Here is a 15838-nt window from a genome sequence, read left to right as displayed (position 1 = left end):
GCTTATCCGTCGTGGCGCACTTCTTCCCATACGTCGTCCGGCAGGTCCGTGATGACCCAGGCGTTTTGCCGCCGTTTGGCGACCCCCTTGTGATCGAAATACCACAGCACGCCATCCGCGACATCAATAAGCAACGGGCTCTGCAGTTCGTCCGGCAGGGCAATCTCCTCTTCCAACTGCAAATCCTTGCCGAGGACATGGATCACCGTATCGCCAAGAAGGTGGGGCCGGCCACCGACTAGGCAGATGGAATAGTAGTTCTCGGCGAAGCCCGGCTGCGAGAAATCCTCGAAGCCATCGGGATCCCGACCTGCGACGATCAGACCACCGCCGCCCGCCGCTAGAAAGCGACCGTCCTCTAGCACGATAACATCCTCAAGATAGGTGCTGCCGGGTAGGTCCACGCCTGTCCAGCGGCGTTTATTCCGCACGTACAGGCAGCCGATTTCGCCTGCCAACTGGGTCTCGAAGCGCTCCTTCGCGGCAAGGTATTGTGGCATCGTGCCTGTCTCTGCGATCCGGTCGAGTTCGGCTTGCTCGGCGGCGGTCGGCTCACGGAAGGCTGCGGCGGTGTTGCCGCATGCCGCCCACTCCCCATTCGCGTTTCGCGCCACGGCCTCGAATGCGTTGTCGCCCAAAGCCTCGTCATCCGAGTCGGCTATTCTTGTCCACGCGTCCCGTGTGTCGCGCACATAGACTTGCGAGCCGTATCCGCAGGCAATCAGTTCGTCGCCCAATTGCCGAATTTGGCTCATCGAGCCACGGCCCTCTTCGTCGTCACCGGCGCCCGCCTCCGGAATCTGCTCGCTGGCAAATTGCTGGCCGACAAAGCTGACATCGCCGTCGATGCCGAGGGCCGCGAGCAGCGCCCCGTGACGCCAGCCGTCGAGTCTCGTCAGCCACACGAGCGTCGATTCGAAATGCACATAGTTCCATTCAGGCATGCCCGGCGCTCGGTGGAGCGTAAGCCTGCTGAACTGCGGCCCGTCCTCGAGCAGGCCGGTCGAAATTGCGAAGCCGTCGGCAGACAGCGCACAGGCCGCCCAGATATCGTAGTTGCTCATGATATTGTCGTGTTCAGCATTTTGCTCGCCGCCGCCTTGTTAGGAAGAGTACCTGATGTGCGGCCGACCTGGTTCGGCCCGATGTTTGCGGTCTGCCTGGTTACCGCGGCCTTTGCCTTCGCGATGCACGCGGCCGTTGGATTGCCATTCTTATCCTGCTTGATGTCGCTTATCGACTTCTTCGACTCAGCGATAATGTCACCGAGGTTCGCGGTGTTCCAGGTGCCGTTGCTTTTCATGGTCTCAATATGCGCCTTCTTGGCCGCGCCTTTCAGATTGGCCGGTACCTTCTGCCCGAGCTTCTTGAGTGCTGCCCGCTCCTTCTTGTGGATCTTCTTGTGCGCCGACTTGCTGACACAGATGCAGACGCCTTCACCGATCGACGGCGCGTTCTTCACGCGTTCGCCGATGTTCCGCTTCTGCCTGCCGAAGGTCCGCGTGATGGTCGAGGCGCCGGCCGCCCCAGCGGCGATCGCCTGGTCCCGCGTGCCCGTGCGGTAGGCCTTGTCCGGAACGATATGATGCGCCTCGCCGGGAGGCTTCGCGTTCGCGCAGGCAGCGGCGATGTCATCATAGGAACCGACGAGGCAGTCCGCGTCCTGGCCGGGTTTCAGGTCGGCGGCCGCGACCTTCGGCCAGGGCGGTGCATTGCCGACCGGCGAGGCATGGTTATTCGTTGAGATGTCGGTAAACCGGCTGATCGGCTCTCCATCCATCTTGACGTTGCCGGACCAAGCTTCGGCGTACTCCTTGCCGGTGTTTTGCGAGCTGACGACGCCCTTTTTCGGCGCACACCCCGCTTCGGTCCCCATGGTCTTGGTGTAGTAGGACTGGTTCTTCTGCGTGACGGTCTTGCCGCCGATCTTGACTGTGCTCGTCCCTTTGTCCGTGTCGGAATCCGTACCAAAGCTTGGGTAGGGAATCGGCACGCCGGGCGGCGTGGCCGGCGTCTGCGGCGGCGTGAAACAGACATCTGGAAAAGCCGCGATCACCTGATTGGTCTGCGCCTTGCAAGCGATCTCGAGCCCATTCGCGAACACGGTCATGCGGCGACCCGCCTCCGCGGCATTCGGCCCGCGGTCAACAGCATCGCACCGCAGGCACCGTCGTCGCCCGAAGACTCGATCAGCACCGGATCGCCTCGGTCGTACCCTTTCATGGCAGCTGTCATGGCCATGCCAACCGTCATCGGCACGACAGCGGCTCCGACATTGCCGAGACTTTCAGCTGGGCTCCAGAAGTCTTGGAAACCATGATGGCCTCGGACGAGCCGCAACGAGGCAATCGCTGCCTGCTTGAAGAAATAGCTCTCGCCGATCAGATCCGAAATCCGGTAACCGACATCGCGCATTTCCATCCCCGAGGCGTCCAGAGCCATGCGGTAGGCTGCGGTCATGCCGTCGCCGCGGAGAGGAAGATCGGTATGGTTGTAGATATAGGCCGGCTCGCGGGCCAGGCCGAGGCCGAGGAGGCGCATGGTGCCGCTGCCTGGGCGGGTGCAGAGGATAGCAGCGGCAGCTTCGCCGGGGATGAAGCCATTAGGGTTGTCTGGGGTGAGCAGGCGTCGTTCGGCCAGATAGTGGTCGATCGTCAGTCCCGCCAGGTAGCTGTCGACGCCGCAGATCATCACGTAAGGTACGCTGCGGTCGGCCAGCAGCCGACGGGCCTGGTCGAGTGCGACGTGGCCGGAGGGCCGGCCGTGGGCGACGATTCGCGTTCGGTACGGCGAGGCGATGCCGGTGATCTCGGCGATGCGCGCAGCGAGGCGTGCGGCTTCCGGGGCGAGCCGGCCGGGCCGGTCTTCTTCGGGGAGGCAGAGGATGAGCGCTGCTGTGCCATGCGCCTCAGGAACGGGCTCGAAGGCCTCGAGGATGGCGGCCGCGGCCATGTGGGCCAGCCGTTTCTCTCCTGTGAACTTGCGCGGCAGCGGCACCGGGGCGCCGACCAGCCAGCCGCCGCCGGGGCCGACGAAGCGGGTTTCCTGGAAGCCGTCGAGCTTGGCGCGCATTGCGGCGCATGCCGAGCGGGCGTCGAGACCGACCGCGGTCACCATGCCGATCGAAACGATGTCGAGCTCGAGTGTCATGCCTCCTCGATTTCTTCTTCCGCGTCAGCACCGTTTGCACGGACATAGGTTCGCCCGGTCGCTCGTGCGCGCAGCATGGATTGCGTCGGCGGCCCGATCCAGCATTCCGAAAAATCGAGGATCGTGCGCTTGAGCCGCTGCTGCAACCGCCAAACCAGCGAGAATCGTCGATTTTCTAGATCGAACAGGATGGTGTCCGGAGACAGTTCACCGTCGAACACCTTGTCCTGCTCCTTAAACAAGGTCATCGGCAACGCCGTCGCCGGCAGGCGGAAAACCTCCTTGCCCATCGGCGTCAGATTGATCAGCTGCACGTCCTCGCCGCCGCGCGGATGGTCGATCTGCTGGTCAGGCGGCGCCATCTGGAAATAGCGCTCATCGAAATCCGGTGGAAGGAACGGAAAAATATTGTCGATCCAGTTCTGGTCGTAAGTGCCGCCATATTCGATGCGTCCCGGCCAGCCGCGGCCCATCGGCCCAAAGCTCATCGGCTTGTAGTCGCCAAAGGGTGAGCGCACTTCCTCGCCGACCGCCTGCGTGTTGGGCAGGCGCAGGCCTGGGACTAGGCGCTGGTTCTTGGTGCGCGACCATCCGGTTCCGACCGGGTTGTATTTGTAGCTGGCCGGAAGCTTGTCCTCCGGATCCAGCCTGTCCACGCCACCCCAGGCAACGTCATAGGAGATGGGCAGTTTCACGAAGGGTTGCGGCGACGTGGCGGTAAAGACCGGACCGATGGAGCGCCATTCGCGGTGGCCAACCACCTCGAACAGCTTCGACCAATTGCCGACCTTGATCCCGACCGGCACGCGCTCGACCGGCCGTCCGCCCGGCGCATAGGCGCAGCCATTGGCGATCACGTCGCAGCGCGGCTTGCGGAAGGCGAAATCTGTCTCCCACAGCGTCGCCGAATAGCCAGGCACACCGGTCTGGGTGTCGGCCATGACCAGCGGAACCTGTTCGGCCGATTTCTGCACCAGCCCGCCAGGCTTCGTTGGAAAATCGAAAGTGCCCTTGACCACGACCACGATCCATTCGTGGCCGGCCTTGTCCATGCCCATGGTGAACTGATGCGGAAAGCCCATCTGGTTCCAGATCTGCATCAGCTGGTCTCCCAGCTTGCGGCGAAGATCTGCTCCAGGGTCGGCTGCGGCGCTTGCTGATCGACATCGAAAATATCCGTATGCGCCGTCCACGCCACGAACTCGTCGATGAGATCGCCCTCGCCATCGATAAGCGGAACGGGCAGGGCGGCCAGTGCCGCGTCGAGTTCGTCGGGCGTCAACTCTCCTCGCTGCGCCGCCAAGGCGAGGGTTTCGATGCTTTCGAACCATGCGTCCGCAAAAGCCAGCTTAAGGGGCGCCTCCGGGAGCCTTGCGACGACGCTCAATGGAAATTGCCGGCCGACCCTGTCGGCGCTTTGCAGTAGGATGCCGGCCGAGGCGCCGAAGGAGCCAGGCCCGCTGAGGAAACGCAGCGCAATGTGCTGCGGCCAGGTCTTAAGTCCGAACAGCGGCACGATATGCTGCGCCAGCCAGCGGTCCCATCCACGCACGAAATCCGCCGGCAGCCGCCGGGTCACGAAATCGCCGGTGGCGGGCATCTTGCCATAGAAGCCGGGCACGATCAGATCTGCGGCGGACATGTGAACTTCTTGAACATTTCGAGCGTGTAGGGGTTCTCGACGCTGGCGGCTTTGAGTTCGAAATCGGCCCACATCCCCTTCGTGCCGAGCCGCAGGCTATAGACGTCGGTGAGCTTGGTCGCGGCGAAGCGGCCGCCGCGCAGCATTCTGAGCCACGCCCAGCTGCCGGTCTCGTTGAGCATCACTTCGGGCGAGCCGTCGACCGGCTGGAAGGCGAGCGAGATCACCCCGGTGCCATCCTTGCCGGGCCACGTCATCGGTTGCGGCCTGGTGGCGTTGTTGTAGTAGACGAGGTTCTGGCCATCGAGGTTGAGCGTGACACGCGCCACGTTGGGGGAGAGGTCCTTGGGCTCCAGCGTGAAGTTCATCACCGGGCCGGTGCCGCCCGGAAACAGATCGTCGCGGATATGCCTCGCCTGCTCGAACGCTGCGAGCGCCGCTGGGTCGAGGCCGAAATCGGCACGCCATTTCCACGGCTCGCTGGCGGTGTCGACATAGTTGATCAAATGGTCGGTGGTGAAGGCATCGATCAGGCCGGTCGGCCCGAACAGACGTTGGAAGTCGCGCACATTGACATCGACCGCGCTGTCCGGGCTGAACGGATAGCGGTTGTTGAGCGCCGCCTGGCAGAAGGGCAGTATATCGGCCCGCCAGATGGCGTTGAGCTCGTTGGTTACGGCTTTCTGCGACAGCCCGCTGGTGTCGCCGGCAATGCCGCCCAGCCACTCGTTGATCGGCGAAGGCAGGATCTGCGCCTGCCTGGCGACGGCACCCGTCAGTTCGGCGAGGCCGCCCTGCTTCTTGATTGCATCCTGCGGGTTGGGATTGGCGGTCACCGTCTGCAACACATTCGACAGCGCCGTCAGCGCCACGACGGCGGCGTCGAGCGCCGGCGGCTGGCCGTCGACCTGGGCGATGGTGCCTTTGAGCGGCTTGAAATGCTCGGCAACCAAGCTGCCGGTCATGTCCACCTGGTTGGCGGAGCCGGCGCGCGGCAGGAGCTTGGCGCCCGAGGTCACCACCTTGCCCAGCTTGCCGAGTTTGCTGAGCAGCTTGGAGCCGGTCTTGGCGGCAGCGCCACTTTTGTCGTCGGCCGGCGCATCGTCGGAGCGGGTGAGGTCGGTCTCCTGCACCACTGCCGTCAACAGGCGCTTCAGCGCGGAGTCGGCGCTGGAAAGATCCTTGAGGTTTTCACTGGCGATGTTGAGATCGGTAAGCGGCGCAAGCCGCATGTCACGCAGGAAAGAGTCCCACTGGGCGATATAGTCGTCATAGTAAAGCTTCAAGATGTCCTGCGAGAGCGCCGAGACCGACGTCTCCGAATTCTCCGAGCAGCCGCCGGCAAACACCGCGCGATCGAGGGCCGCCTGTCCCGCCACATCCTCGACCCGGTCGAGGATCGCGTCGTGGAAACCGGCATAGGTGTAGGGGCCAGGAACACCGACGCGCAACGTCTTGTCGGAGCGGCGCGCGAACACCTTGGCGCCGTTCGGCCCGGCGAAATTGGCCGGCACCCATTCCTTGACGGCGGCTACCTCCGGGTCGGCCAGGAGCTGCTTGTAGGCGCGCTGCGGCAGCGAGATGGTGCATACAGTCTTCAGCGCCTCCGCGACGAGTGCCTTGTCCGGCGCGATGTAGCTGTCGTCGACGGCCATGCGGCGGATGGCTGCGATTTGGTGCTCTTCAGCGTCGGCCGTGGGGAAAGGCGGTGCCGGCGCGAATTGCGGCAGGCTGTTCACCCACCAGTTCTGGACGAAATCGGTGTCCATCTGCGACAGGCCGGTCATCATCCGGTAGGTCTTCAGCGCGCCGAGCATGAAATCCGGATCGCGGATTTGCCGCCACATCGTGGCCTCGAGCAGGGCGACCATATGCGGCTCGAGCACGTTGCGCAGCGCATGGTCGTAGGTATCGGTCTGTGCGCGCACCAGCTCCGGCGAAGCGGTCGGGCCGAGCAGGTTATGGACGGCGCCTGGCGGCGGCGTTCGGGCGGTCGCCACCGCGTCCATAGCCGCCAGCGCCCCATCCATGGTCGGCTGCTCGACCGCGGCCGGCGTGGCGGCGACTTGGGTGAGCGGCCCTTGCAGGGCTTCGAACTGGCCGGCCTGTTCGGTGATCGCATTGCGGTTGTCGAGGTAGGACCAGGTGAACAGTCCGCCGGCCAGCAGGGCCGCGAGCGCACAGGCGGCGGCGGCGCCGCGCCAGATCCAGGCGCGGCGGCGCTGCGCCAGCGGATCGAATGTGCCAAGGCCAGCCTCCTTGAAGATCACTTCGGTGAGAAGGTTCCTGAGGAAGAAGCTGCGCTTCTCGACGCGCGCCGCCGGCATGGCGCGGCGCGGCGGCAGCCCGAAGGACGATGACAACGCCGCGGTCAGGCGGTCGATGGGGGCACCTTCCTGTGTCGCCGATGTCAGATAAAGGCCGCGCAGCCACGCGGCTTCCTCGTAGCGGCTTTCGCCGAACATCGCCTCGATCAGCACCTGGATCGGCCCGCAGAGGCTCGCCAACTGCGCCGGAAAGCGAAAGATCTCGGCGCGCGAGCCAAGCTTGTCCTCGTCTTCAAGGCGCGGCACCAGCCTTCGCTCCAGCTCGGTGCCAAGCCTGGCCAGCTCCGCCTGGATCATGCCTGCGTTGACGCGGGCATCCAGCGCAAAGGTGGTTCCCCACACCTGCTCGCGCGCACTCGTCGACAAGCCGCCGAAGAAGGCTTCGAACCCTTTGATCAGGTCGGCCTTCGTCAGCATCAGGTAGACAGGCAGACGAATCTCCAGTCGATCGTTGAGCTCCGCAAGTCGGCGGCGGATCTTGCGGCCGTGCGCCTTGATTGCTTCGTCGCCCTCCGAGAGGGCATCGATCGACAGCGCGACGATGACGCCGTTGAGCGCACGCCGGCCCCGGTGCTTCTTCAGAAGGTCCAGGAAGCCCAGCCATTCCGCGGCGTCGACGTCCGGCTGGCTCTCCTGCTGGACGTAGCGGCCCGCGGTGTCGATCAGCACCGCGTTCTCGGAGAAAAACCAGTCGCAGTTGCGCGTGCCGCCGACACCCTGCAGATCATCGGTCAGATCGATTGGAAAATTGAGGCCCGACTGGCGCAATGCCGTGGTCTTGCCGGTGGCCGGAGGCCCGACGATCACATACCACGGCATCTCGCGCAGGAACTTCCGTCCGCCGAGCTTGCGCCGCTTGAGCTCGGCCATCACCTCGCCGAACTTGGCGCCGACGGCTGCAACGCTCTCTTCGCCGGGGTTGAGCTGCTTTTCGGCCACGGGTGCCGAGATCTCGGCGACGAACATGCGGTTGGCGCGGATCGCGCGCCGTTGCGCGATGATCAGCCAGATCAGCCACAGGATGATCAGCCCCGCGATGATGGCGATGCGCACATTGTCGGATTCGAACGGCGCGTACGGGCCGACCTGGACGATCGGGCCGAACACCCAGATCAAAAGCGAAAGCAGCGCAATGCCGATCAGCGTCCAGAGAAAGCGCGAGGTGATGACCGCCCAGAGGAAGCGCAGGATGAACATCTCAGAGCCTCTTCTCGACCAGGACCTCGACGCGCCGGTTGAGCGCGCGGCCCTCGCGCGACGAGTTGTCGGCCACCGGATCGGAGTCGGCGCGGCCTTCGGAATGGATGCGCTCCTGTGGCACGCCAGCCTGCACCAGGAGGTCCGCTATGGTTTGGGCACGTGCCTCCGAGAGCCGCTGGTTGCTCGCGAGCGGGTTGGACCGTTGCAGGCGCACATTGTCGGTATGGCCGACGATCGTGATGTTGCCGATCAACTCCTGATTGGCGAGGATCACCTTGGCGATAGACTGGATCAGGGGCTCGTAGCCCTGCGACAGTGTCGGCCGCGAAGACTGGAAGAGCTCGGGGTTGGAGGACTGGATGATCAGCTTGGCCAGCGAGACGCTCTCGGTACCGCTGAGCGCGCCCTTGAGGCTCGCCGGCGCTTCGGCCTTGAACGCGGGCAGCAGCGCGAAATCGACCGGCTGTGGCGGTTCGGGTGCGGGCGCATCCTGCTTGGGTGCGGCGCGGGTAACGTCCGCGCGCGAGGCCGGCGGCAGCGTGCGCACGAGGGCGGAGAGTTCGACCGCCTGGCTGCTCAAGCTCATCGACAGACCGATATAAGCGACGGCGGCGACGACAACCGCGGCAAGTGCCATCACCCAGATCGGAACGATGAAGCGCTGCGGCTCGTCGGAAGCGATCACGCCTTTCCAGTTCGGCGACAGCGGCGCGTCCTCGGCGTCGGCATTGCGCAGGAAGCGCGCGGCTGCCACACGCACGGCATTGAGCGAGCGGTCGCCGGCGCGGCCGGGCACCCGGTACTTGCCGCGGAAGCCGAGCGCCAGGCAGTAATACTGAAGCTCAAGCATCTCGCGGTCGCGGTTGGGATGGCGCTCCAGCTCGTCAAGGCGGGTGAAAAACTGGGTGCCGGCATCGACGTCGCCACGCAGCATGACCACCAGAGGCTGGCGCGGCCAGGCGCTGGCGCCGCCCCACGGCGTGTTCAGCGCGAGGTCGTCGAGCAACGCCGCCACGGCCCAGGCCGCCTGGTCGGCGCGCTCCAGCGAGGAGCCCGCTGCCATGGCGGCGTCGCGCGCCTGAACCAACTCGTCGAGTAGGCGCGTGCGCATCGCTTCCGGGTTCTCCGGCGCCAGCGCGCTTTCGAGCTCCGGCGCGAATTCGAGCAACGGCGCGAAGATATTGATGAGCGTGTTGGGATGGGCGCGCGCCCTTTTTACCGGCCCGCCCGGTGACAGCGGCGCCATCGGCCGTGGGGCGGCGCCCGCCAGCCTGATGCGTGTGCGTTCGCGATCCTCCGACAGTCCGAAAGGATCATCCCGGCTCATGGCCTCACCTGTTCACTGAGTAGCAGTCGACCTGCGGCTCGCTCGGCAGGACACCGGAAACGCCGATGACGAAGCCGGGGGCGTCGAGCAACGAGGCCCAATGCTCGCTCTTCTGGTCAAGCTCCAGGCACAGCCGGTCGCCATCATAGGGAATCTCGCGTGGCTGCGAATGAAGCGGTTTCAGCGGAATGCCCGGCAGGCGCGACTTCCAAAGGCCTTCGAACTGGTCAGCGGCGCCGACTGTCGCCTGGTTGACGAAAATCTTGCGCAGCGCGTCCTCCGACAGTTCCGATCCGACGCGGATGACGATGCGGCTGGCGACCAAGAGCTTCGGGTTGTCGATGCGCACCTTCCAGACATTGGTCGCGTGCCGCATGACCGGCAGCGCCCGCGATTTCGGCTCGATGTAGCGCAGGCTGAGGATGAGCGAACGCAACGCGTCGGCCAGCGCCATATAGGCGGGGCCGGGCGCCATATGGTCGTAAGCCGGCAATTCGCCGAGCCGCCGCGAGCTCGAGCCATAGGTTGCCATCTCGCCGGCCAGTCCGGCCAGTTCGAGATAGAGTTCGGCCGGATGAAAGACATCCTGCGCGAGCATGTGGGCAAGCCGCGGGCGAGCGGCATTGGCGAGGTGCAGCATCAAAAGGTCTTCGACGCTGCGGCCGGCGCCGCCCATCACCATCTTGCCATGCGCTTCGGCGATCTGGTCGAGGCCGGTCACCACTTCCTGCAGCAATTGCCGGTACCAGTGGACCGCGCCGGTGATCAGCGTCGGCGGCAGGAACGTCTCATCGAGCGAGATGCCGCCGTCGGCGCGCACGCCCTTTATGTCGGCGATCGGCAAGGCGGTATAACCGCCGACCGATTTGCCGGGCGCGAGCAGGGCGGCTTGCGGGCGGGCGATCTCGATCTCTTCGGGATCGGCGCCGCTCTGGACGGCGTCGCGCACCGAAACGATCTTGCCGTGGTAGCGCGCGCCCGTCGATGCCGCATGCGCCGGATCGAACCCGACGCCACCGGGTGGCTCGAGCGGCAGTGCCACCAGCACCGGACCGGCGCCGGTGTCGGCCGTGACCGGCAGCGGCTTGGGCGCATCCATCAGTTCCGGGATGGAGAAGGGCGTGCCGTCCGGGAAAATACCCCGGGCGGACACGATCGAAACCTGGCCGGCGTCGAGCAGCGACTGGTCGAGGGTCAGTTGCTGGAAGCCGAAAGTATGGAGCTGGCCGGCCTGCAATGCGCCGCGCACCATGCCCTCGAAGAACCGATCCTGCTGCTGGAAGTGCTGGGTCCTGAGAAACAGGCCCTCCGACCACAGCACCCTGTTTGCATCGCTCATGCCACTACTTTCTGCCCACAACCATCCGTGGCCCCTGTCGCTACGCGGAAATGCCGCCCTTGCCGAGGCTGACATTGACGGTAAATTTCGACCCTGGCGATACCGACTTGGTCGTGCGCCAGTTGCGTCCGCCCGGCTCGCGGATCAGCGCCACGAAGCCGAGTGCCGTGGCGTTCGGCTCGACCGTGATGGTCTTGGCCGCCGTCTTGCCTGGCGCGACCGAGATCGTGTCGGAGCCGATGAGGTCGGCACCGAGCGCCGAGCTCGCATCGCCCTGCAGCGCGAAATAGTCGGCCGAGTTGAACTTGCCGGTGCTGGCAAGCCGCATCACCAGTACCGTCACCGGCCTGTCGCCGCCGCCCGGTCCTGGATTCATGCCGGCGCCTCCGGTCACGTTGACCGAGATCACCGATGGTTTCGGCGGGCCGCTCTGGCAAGCCGCAAGCAGCCCCGTAGCGCCGAGGGCAACGACGAATTCGCGTCTGTCGATCATGTCCTACTCCTCCTCTTCATATGCGTCCCTGAAGTCTGCGCCGATCTCGCCCAGGAAACTCGATTCCGCGCTCTGGGCGATGTCGCGATGGCGTTTCTGGTAGAGCTCCCACAGCTTGGCATTACGTCCGCCGGAGAGCAGATTGCCGATGGCGGAATTGGACTTGAGCTCTTCCTCGATCGCGGCCGGATCGAAACGGTCGATCATGCGCCGAAGCGCGGCCTGAACGCCGCGCCAAGCGCGTACGTGATGCTGTGCAAGGTCCTTTACCGCATCGTTGATTGCCGCCTCGCCGGAGAGAAAGCCCGGACTGCGTTCCGAGATGATGGTGACAATGACATCCTCGGCCGTCGGCAGGAATTTGAGCGGGTTGACTTCGGAGGCGCCGACCACCGTCTGGGCGACGCGCGCGCTTCCCTTCTCCTCGGCGCGCTTGCGCAGGAGTTGCATCAAGCCATCCAGCATCAGCCGGTATTCACGCCCGAATTTTTCCATTTCGGCGATCGGATCGCGGCCGGGAAAATCAGCCTCCTCGACGCCCATGCCGCGCAAGAATGCGGCGCGAAGCGACATATCGCCGGATGCGGGCTGCGCCGGACGCGCAGGCTTGGGCGCTGGAACGGCGCGTCGCGGCGGCGGTGGCTCGGCCGGCTGCACCGGCAAATCCCAGGGATGCCCGGCTCGCGGCTTTTCAGCCTGATGCTGCACCCGTCCTGCCGGGGCGGCGCCGTTGGCGAGAGGCGGGGTCGCTGCCGGCCCAAAGCTGAAATCGTCATCGAAGCTGGCCGGCTTTGCCGCATGCCCGGACGCATCGTTGCGCGAAGGCATTTCGCCGAACCCGAACGGATCAGGCTGACCTGGAGCAGCGACATCACCGGATTGCGACGTCGCCACCGGGTCGAGGCTGAACGGGTCGTCAAAGGCAGGCGAACTGCGTTGGCTCGATGGGCGATCATAAGCCCCGGGAACAGGCTGCTCGAACGGGTTCGGCAGGTCCGCCGGGCGTGGCTGGCGTGGTTCTTCCTCGACCTTAGCCGAGAAGAAGTCGTCACCGCCGATGCTGGCAGGCGTTCTCGCTCCTGGCGATGACCACGCAGGCGCGGGATGGCCGGCGACAGGGGCTGGACCGACCGACGTCCGGTTCGCTTTGGATTGAACCTCGACGTGGAAGATATAGTCGCCCATGCGCAGCCGCATGCCGTTCTGCAGCCGCATCGACCTGCCAGGTCCCAGGGGGCTGTCGGAGTCATCGACGAACAATCCGCTGCTCGACGTGTCGGTAATGAAATAGCCATCCCGGTCGCCGCTGATCCTGCAATGCGCGCGCGAGACGAACATGTCCGGGTCGTCGATCTGCCAGCCGGCATCGGCGCTGCGCCCGATCACCAATTCGCCCTCGTCCAGCCGGGTCTGCCTGACCACTTGCGAGCGCGGGCCTTGTTCCAGCGTCAGCAGCAGGCTCATGCGGCCGCCTCCGCCATTTCCGGCCGCCAGCCGACGATGGTGTGCAATCTGAGATCGTCGGCGTCACCCTTTTCGGAGGGCCGCGCCAGCCAGGCCGTCCGGCCAAGCTGGACAGTTCCGACCCGTGGCAACGGCACGGCTTCGCGCGCGAGCACGATGCGCAAATCGACGTCGAGCGTCTCGCCGATCATGTCGCGCACCGCCTTCTTGAACAGGCCAAGACGCCGTTCGCCGGGCAGGAACGACCTGAAGTCGTCAAGGCTCAGCGGACCAACGCGCAATTCGATCCTGCTTTGACGGCTGAACACCCGCGGCCCGATCGTCGCGCCGCGTCCAAGCCCGGCATGGGCCTTGCCGAGACGCGTCTGCAGTGCCGTCGGTATGGTGATCCAGGCGGCGACGAATTCCTTGATCTGCACCGGCACCTTGAAGGCGGTGGCGAGAAACAGCGTCAGCCGCTCCACGCCGTCGACCTGGTTGGCGAGCGATCCAGCCTGTCGCAGTCGCACAGTGTCGAGTTCGGGATCCTGCGTGCCGGGAAGGCCGATCCCGGACATTGCCTCCAGCATGGCGCGAACTCGCCCGCCGACGGACCGCTCGACCTGCACCGCCGGATGCGCGTCAGCCCAGGCGCGATAGTACAGGGCCATCATGCGGTGTTGCAGGATGTTGACGAAATCGACGAAGGTCGTGTCGCTGGTCTGCTCGGCATCGGCCCCGGTGAACCAGCGCTGCGACAGCCGGTCGAGCACCCAGCGTGTCAGATGCAATGGCATCGGTCCTTCCGGTCCAAGCAGCCCGAGATTGGCGACGGTCACACGGGCGGAGGCCCCGACGCCCTGGAACTTGACGACGTCGCGGGCCGAGAAGCTCAGGCGGACATGCTGGCCAAGTCTCGCCGGCTCGCGGTCGGCCGTTCCGGAATGGCCGAACAATCCACCGCGCTGCTCCAGGCGCCGCAGCAGCTCGAAAAAATCGAAGTTCTCCAGCGACGGTTCAGCAGCGACCGTTGCGGGCTCCGCTAGATCAGGCAGCGATTGCCGGGCGTCATCGGCCATGGCACATCCTCCTGCTTCTGCAGCAACCGGGTACGGGTCCGCACAAATCCGTTTATCCCTGCATGGCGGGCGAACAGCCGCGAAAGCAGGGCCGAAAGCAGCAGCGAACTTTGCCCCGCCAGCACGGACTGGTCGACATGCAGTGTCACTTCGGTGCCGCGTCCGAAACACATTGGCCCGTCGATCTGGAGCCGCTCGATCACCGGGCGTGAATCGATGCGCACGATCGAATGCACGTTGCGGGCAAGGCTGGGATCGCCGCGATCGGCATAGAGGTCGAGCAAGGCATGCAGCGGATCGACGCCACGGCCTTCCTGGGCAAGGCTGAGGAAGTTGAGAGAGAGCTGCGCCACCAGCCGCCAGGCGAGATTGTCGGCGCGGGATTCGCCTGCCGCGCTGGCCGGGAGGGACGCCGGGATTGCCGGCTGCGGCGCCCGCAGCGCTCCAAGCAAGCGCACCGCTTCGACCGGATCGGCCGTCTCCAGCGTCAGCGTCGGCGTGTCGTCCAGGATCGGCAGGTCGCGGTTGGTGCACAGCGCCGTGATGTCGAGACGCTTGAGCGGCCGGTTTGGCGAGCTTCCTGCCGGCCGCGAGACGGCGATGAAGACATCGTCGCCCGTGTAGGAGGTGCGGGTCAGACCTTCGCGCCGCTCGTCTTCGGTGGCTCGGCGCGGACGTCGCTCGATCGAATAGACCCAGCCGCTGCCGCGGTTCTGCCCCAGGCTGAACAATTCTGGAATTGTCGCCTCGCCGCTCTCCGCGTCGGCGTCCTCGACCCGGGTGACCCGGAAGATCTCGAAATCCCGCGCCCGGGTGCGGTCGGCGTGCAGCACCTGGCGCGTTTTGCGCGGATCGATCTCGATGACGTTGCATTCGCGTTCGAAGAGATTGATGACCGGTGTCACGAACAATTCGAAGTCGGCAACCGTCACATCGGCGAGCTCGGGCACCGGACGCCGGAACAGGAAGATGATCTCGATCCCCGCATCGCACTTGCGCACCACCGGCTGGAGGCCGGCGACCCGCACATAATGGAAGCGCTCCGGGATCATAAAATATTCGCGCAGCAGCCTGTATCCTTCGAAGGTCGGACGGGTGCGCGGCATCAGCGCTTCGTCGTCGCGGATGCCGATCATTTCGGGCTCGGGCAGCGCCGTCAGCGGATTGGTCTTGCCTTCCGCCCGCGCGCCGAGAGCCGAGCAGGCGCCGAAGATTGCATCGAAAAGCAAGGGTGCCCTGGCACGCCCGGCGAAATAGAGGTCGAGACGGTCGAGCGACAGTTCGCTGAGCTTACCCTTTCCCGTCCGGGCAAGGGTGACGCGAAACGCCGCCTCGCCGCGCGCGTCGCCGATCATCGCGATTCCGGCAGCGGCGAGCGCGCTGCGATCCTGGAAATAGCCGACCGAGGCGATCGCGATCGGCCACAGCGTGACCTCCTGCGCGGTGGTGAAGGTCGAACGCGTCGAAAGCCCTGGATTGAGGCCGGAGACCAGTCGTGTGCCACGCGGGACGGCGTGGCCGGCAATCATCGACTGCACCTGCTGGCCGGGTTTCAGCACAGCCATCGCCGTCGCGGGCGCCGGCGTCACCAGATCCGGGTAAAGCACATCGAGCACGGCGCGCGAGAAGCGCGAGCGCTCCGCGTCGACCTTGAGACGGGTGCGCGCGGCCAGGAAGGCCACGCCGTCAAGCAGCCGTTCTACATAGGGGTCGGGGCAGGGGACCGTGTCGAGGGAAAGATTGCGGGCGACCGCCGGATGCATGTCGGCGAATTCCGCGGCCAACGCCCGGATATGGGTCAGTTCTTCTTCGTAATACTCCACGAAGACCCGATCCAT

The 15838-nt window shown here is 65.3% G+C and carries 12 protein-coding genes; all 12 read right to left on the bottom strand.

From position 1 onward, the window contains the following. Positions 1–2: 2 nt before the first annotated feature. The 12 genes from AB4Z43_RS17380 to tssF are packed head-to-tail and all read right to left on the bottom strand — an operon-like array spanning position 3 to position 15838. A complete protein-coding gene (locus tag AB4Z43_RS17380) occupies positions 3–1064 on the bottom strand; it encodes a hypothetical protein (protein WP_441938575.1) in 1062 nt (353 codons plus the stop codon). Then, positions 1061–2110: a DUF4150 domain-containing protein gene (locus AB4Z43_RS17375; RefSeq protein WP_019859801.1), complete on the bottom strand. Its 1050-nt coding sequence runs from the start codon at positions 2108–2110 to the stop codon at positions 1061–1063. Before AB4Z43_RS17375 ends, AB4Z43_RS17380 begins: the two co-directional genes overlap by 4 nt. Further along, positions 2107–3150 (bottom strand): 3-oxoacyl-ACP synthase, encoded by a 1044-nt coding sequence (locus AB4Z43_RS17370; RefSeq protein WP_038648628.1) that lies wholly within the window; start codon positions 3148–3150, stop codon positions 2107–2109. The genes AB4Z43_RS17375 and AB4Z43_RS17370 overlap by 4 nt, the downstream gene beginning before the upstream one ends. Beyond that, positions 3147–4250 (bottom strand): DUF2169 family type VI secretion system accessory protein, encoded by a 1104-nt coding sequence (locus AB4Z43_RS17365; protein ID WP_441938572.1) that lies wholly within the window; start codon positions 4248–4250, stop codon positions 3147–3149. The genes AB4Z43_RS17370 and AB4Z43_RS17365 overlap by 4 nt, the downstream gene beginning before the upstream one ends. Next, positions 4250–4792, bottom strand: a complete 543-nt coding sequence (gene tagF / locus AB4Z43_RS17360; protein ID WP_081296219.1) for a type VI secretion system-associated protein TagF — start codon at positions 4790–4792, stop codon at positions 4250–4252. Before tagF ends, AB4Z43_RS17365 begins: the two co-directional genes overlap by 1 nt. Beyond that, positions 4774–8316 (bottom strand): type VI secretion system membrane subunit TssM, encoded by a 3543-nt coding sequence (tssM, locus tag AB4Z43_RS17355; protein WP_441938569.1) that lies wholly within the window; start codon positions 8314–8316, stop codon positions 4774–4776. The genes tagF and tssM overlap by 19 nt, the downstream gene beginning before the upstream one ends. A gap of 1 nt (position 8317) precedes the next feature. After that, on the bottom strand, positions 8318–9646 hold the full coding sequence (gene tssL, locus AB4Z43_RS17350; protein WP_441938567.1) for a type VI secretion system protein TssL, long form: 1329 nt from the start codon (positions 9644–9646) through the stop codon (positions 8318–8320). Between the two features lie 4 nt (positions 9647–9650). Continuing rightward, entirely contained in the window at positions 9651–10985 is a 1335-nt protein-coding gene (gene tssK / locus AB4Z43_RS17345) for a type VI secretion system baseplate subunit TssK (protein ID WP_010910851.1), read from the bottom strand. Between the two features lie 40 nt (positions 10986–11025). After that, positions 11026–11478 carry a type VI secretion system lipoprotein TssJ gene (tssJ, locus tag AB4Z43_RS17340; RefSeq protein WP_019859795.1) on the bottom strand — a complete coding sequence of 151 codons (453 nt, stop codon included), beginning with the start codon at positions 11476–11478 and terminating at the stop codon, positions 11026–11028. Between the two features lie 3 nt (positions 11479–11481). Further along, positions 11482–12942, bottom strand: coding sequence for a type VI secretion system-associated FHA domain protein TagH (gene tagH, locus AB4Z43_RS17335; protein ID WP_038648618.1), 1461 nt, complete (start codon positions 12940–12942; stop codon positions 11482–11484). Further along, entirely contained in the window at positions 12939–14000 is a 1062-nt protein-coding gene (tssG, locus tag AB4Z43_RS17330) for a type VI secretion system baseplate subunit TssG (protein WP_019859793.1), read from the bottom strand. Before tssG ends, tagH begins: the two co-directional genes overlap by 4 nt. Continuing rightward, positions 13964–15838, bottom strand: a complete 1875-nt coding sequence (gene tssF, locus AB4Z43_RS17325; protein ID WP_038648614.1) for a type VI secretion system baseplate subunit TssF — start codon at positions 15836–15838, stop codon at positions 13964–13966. The genes tssG and tssF overlap by 37 nt, the downstream gene beginning before the upstream one ends.

The organism is Mesorhizobium sp. 2RAF45, from assembly GCF_052115225.1.
In the GTDB taxonomy this organism is placed as follows: domain Bacteria; phylum Pseudomonadota; class Alphaproteobacteria; order Rhizobiales; family Rhizobiaceae; genus Mesorhizobium; species Mesorhizobium jarvisii.
The sequence above is the reverse complement of the archived record's forward strand: the minus strand, read 5'-3'. Positions and strand labels throughout refer to the sequence as shown.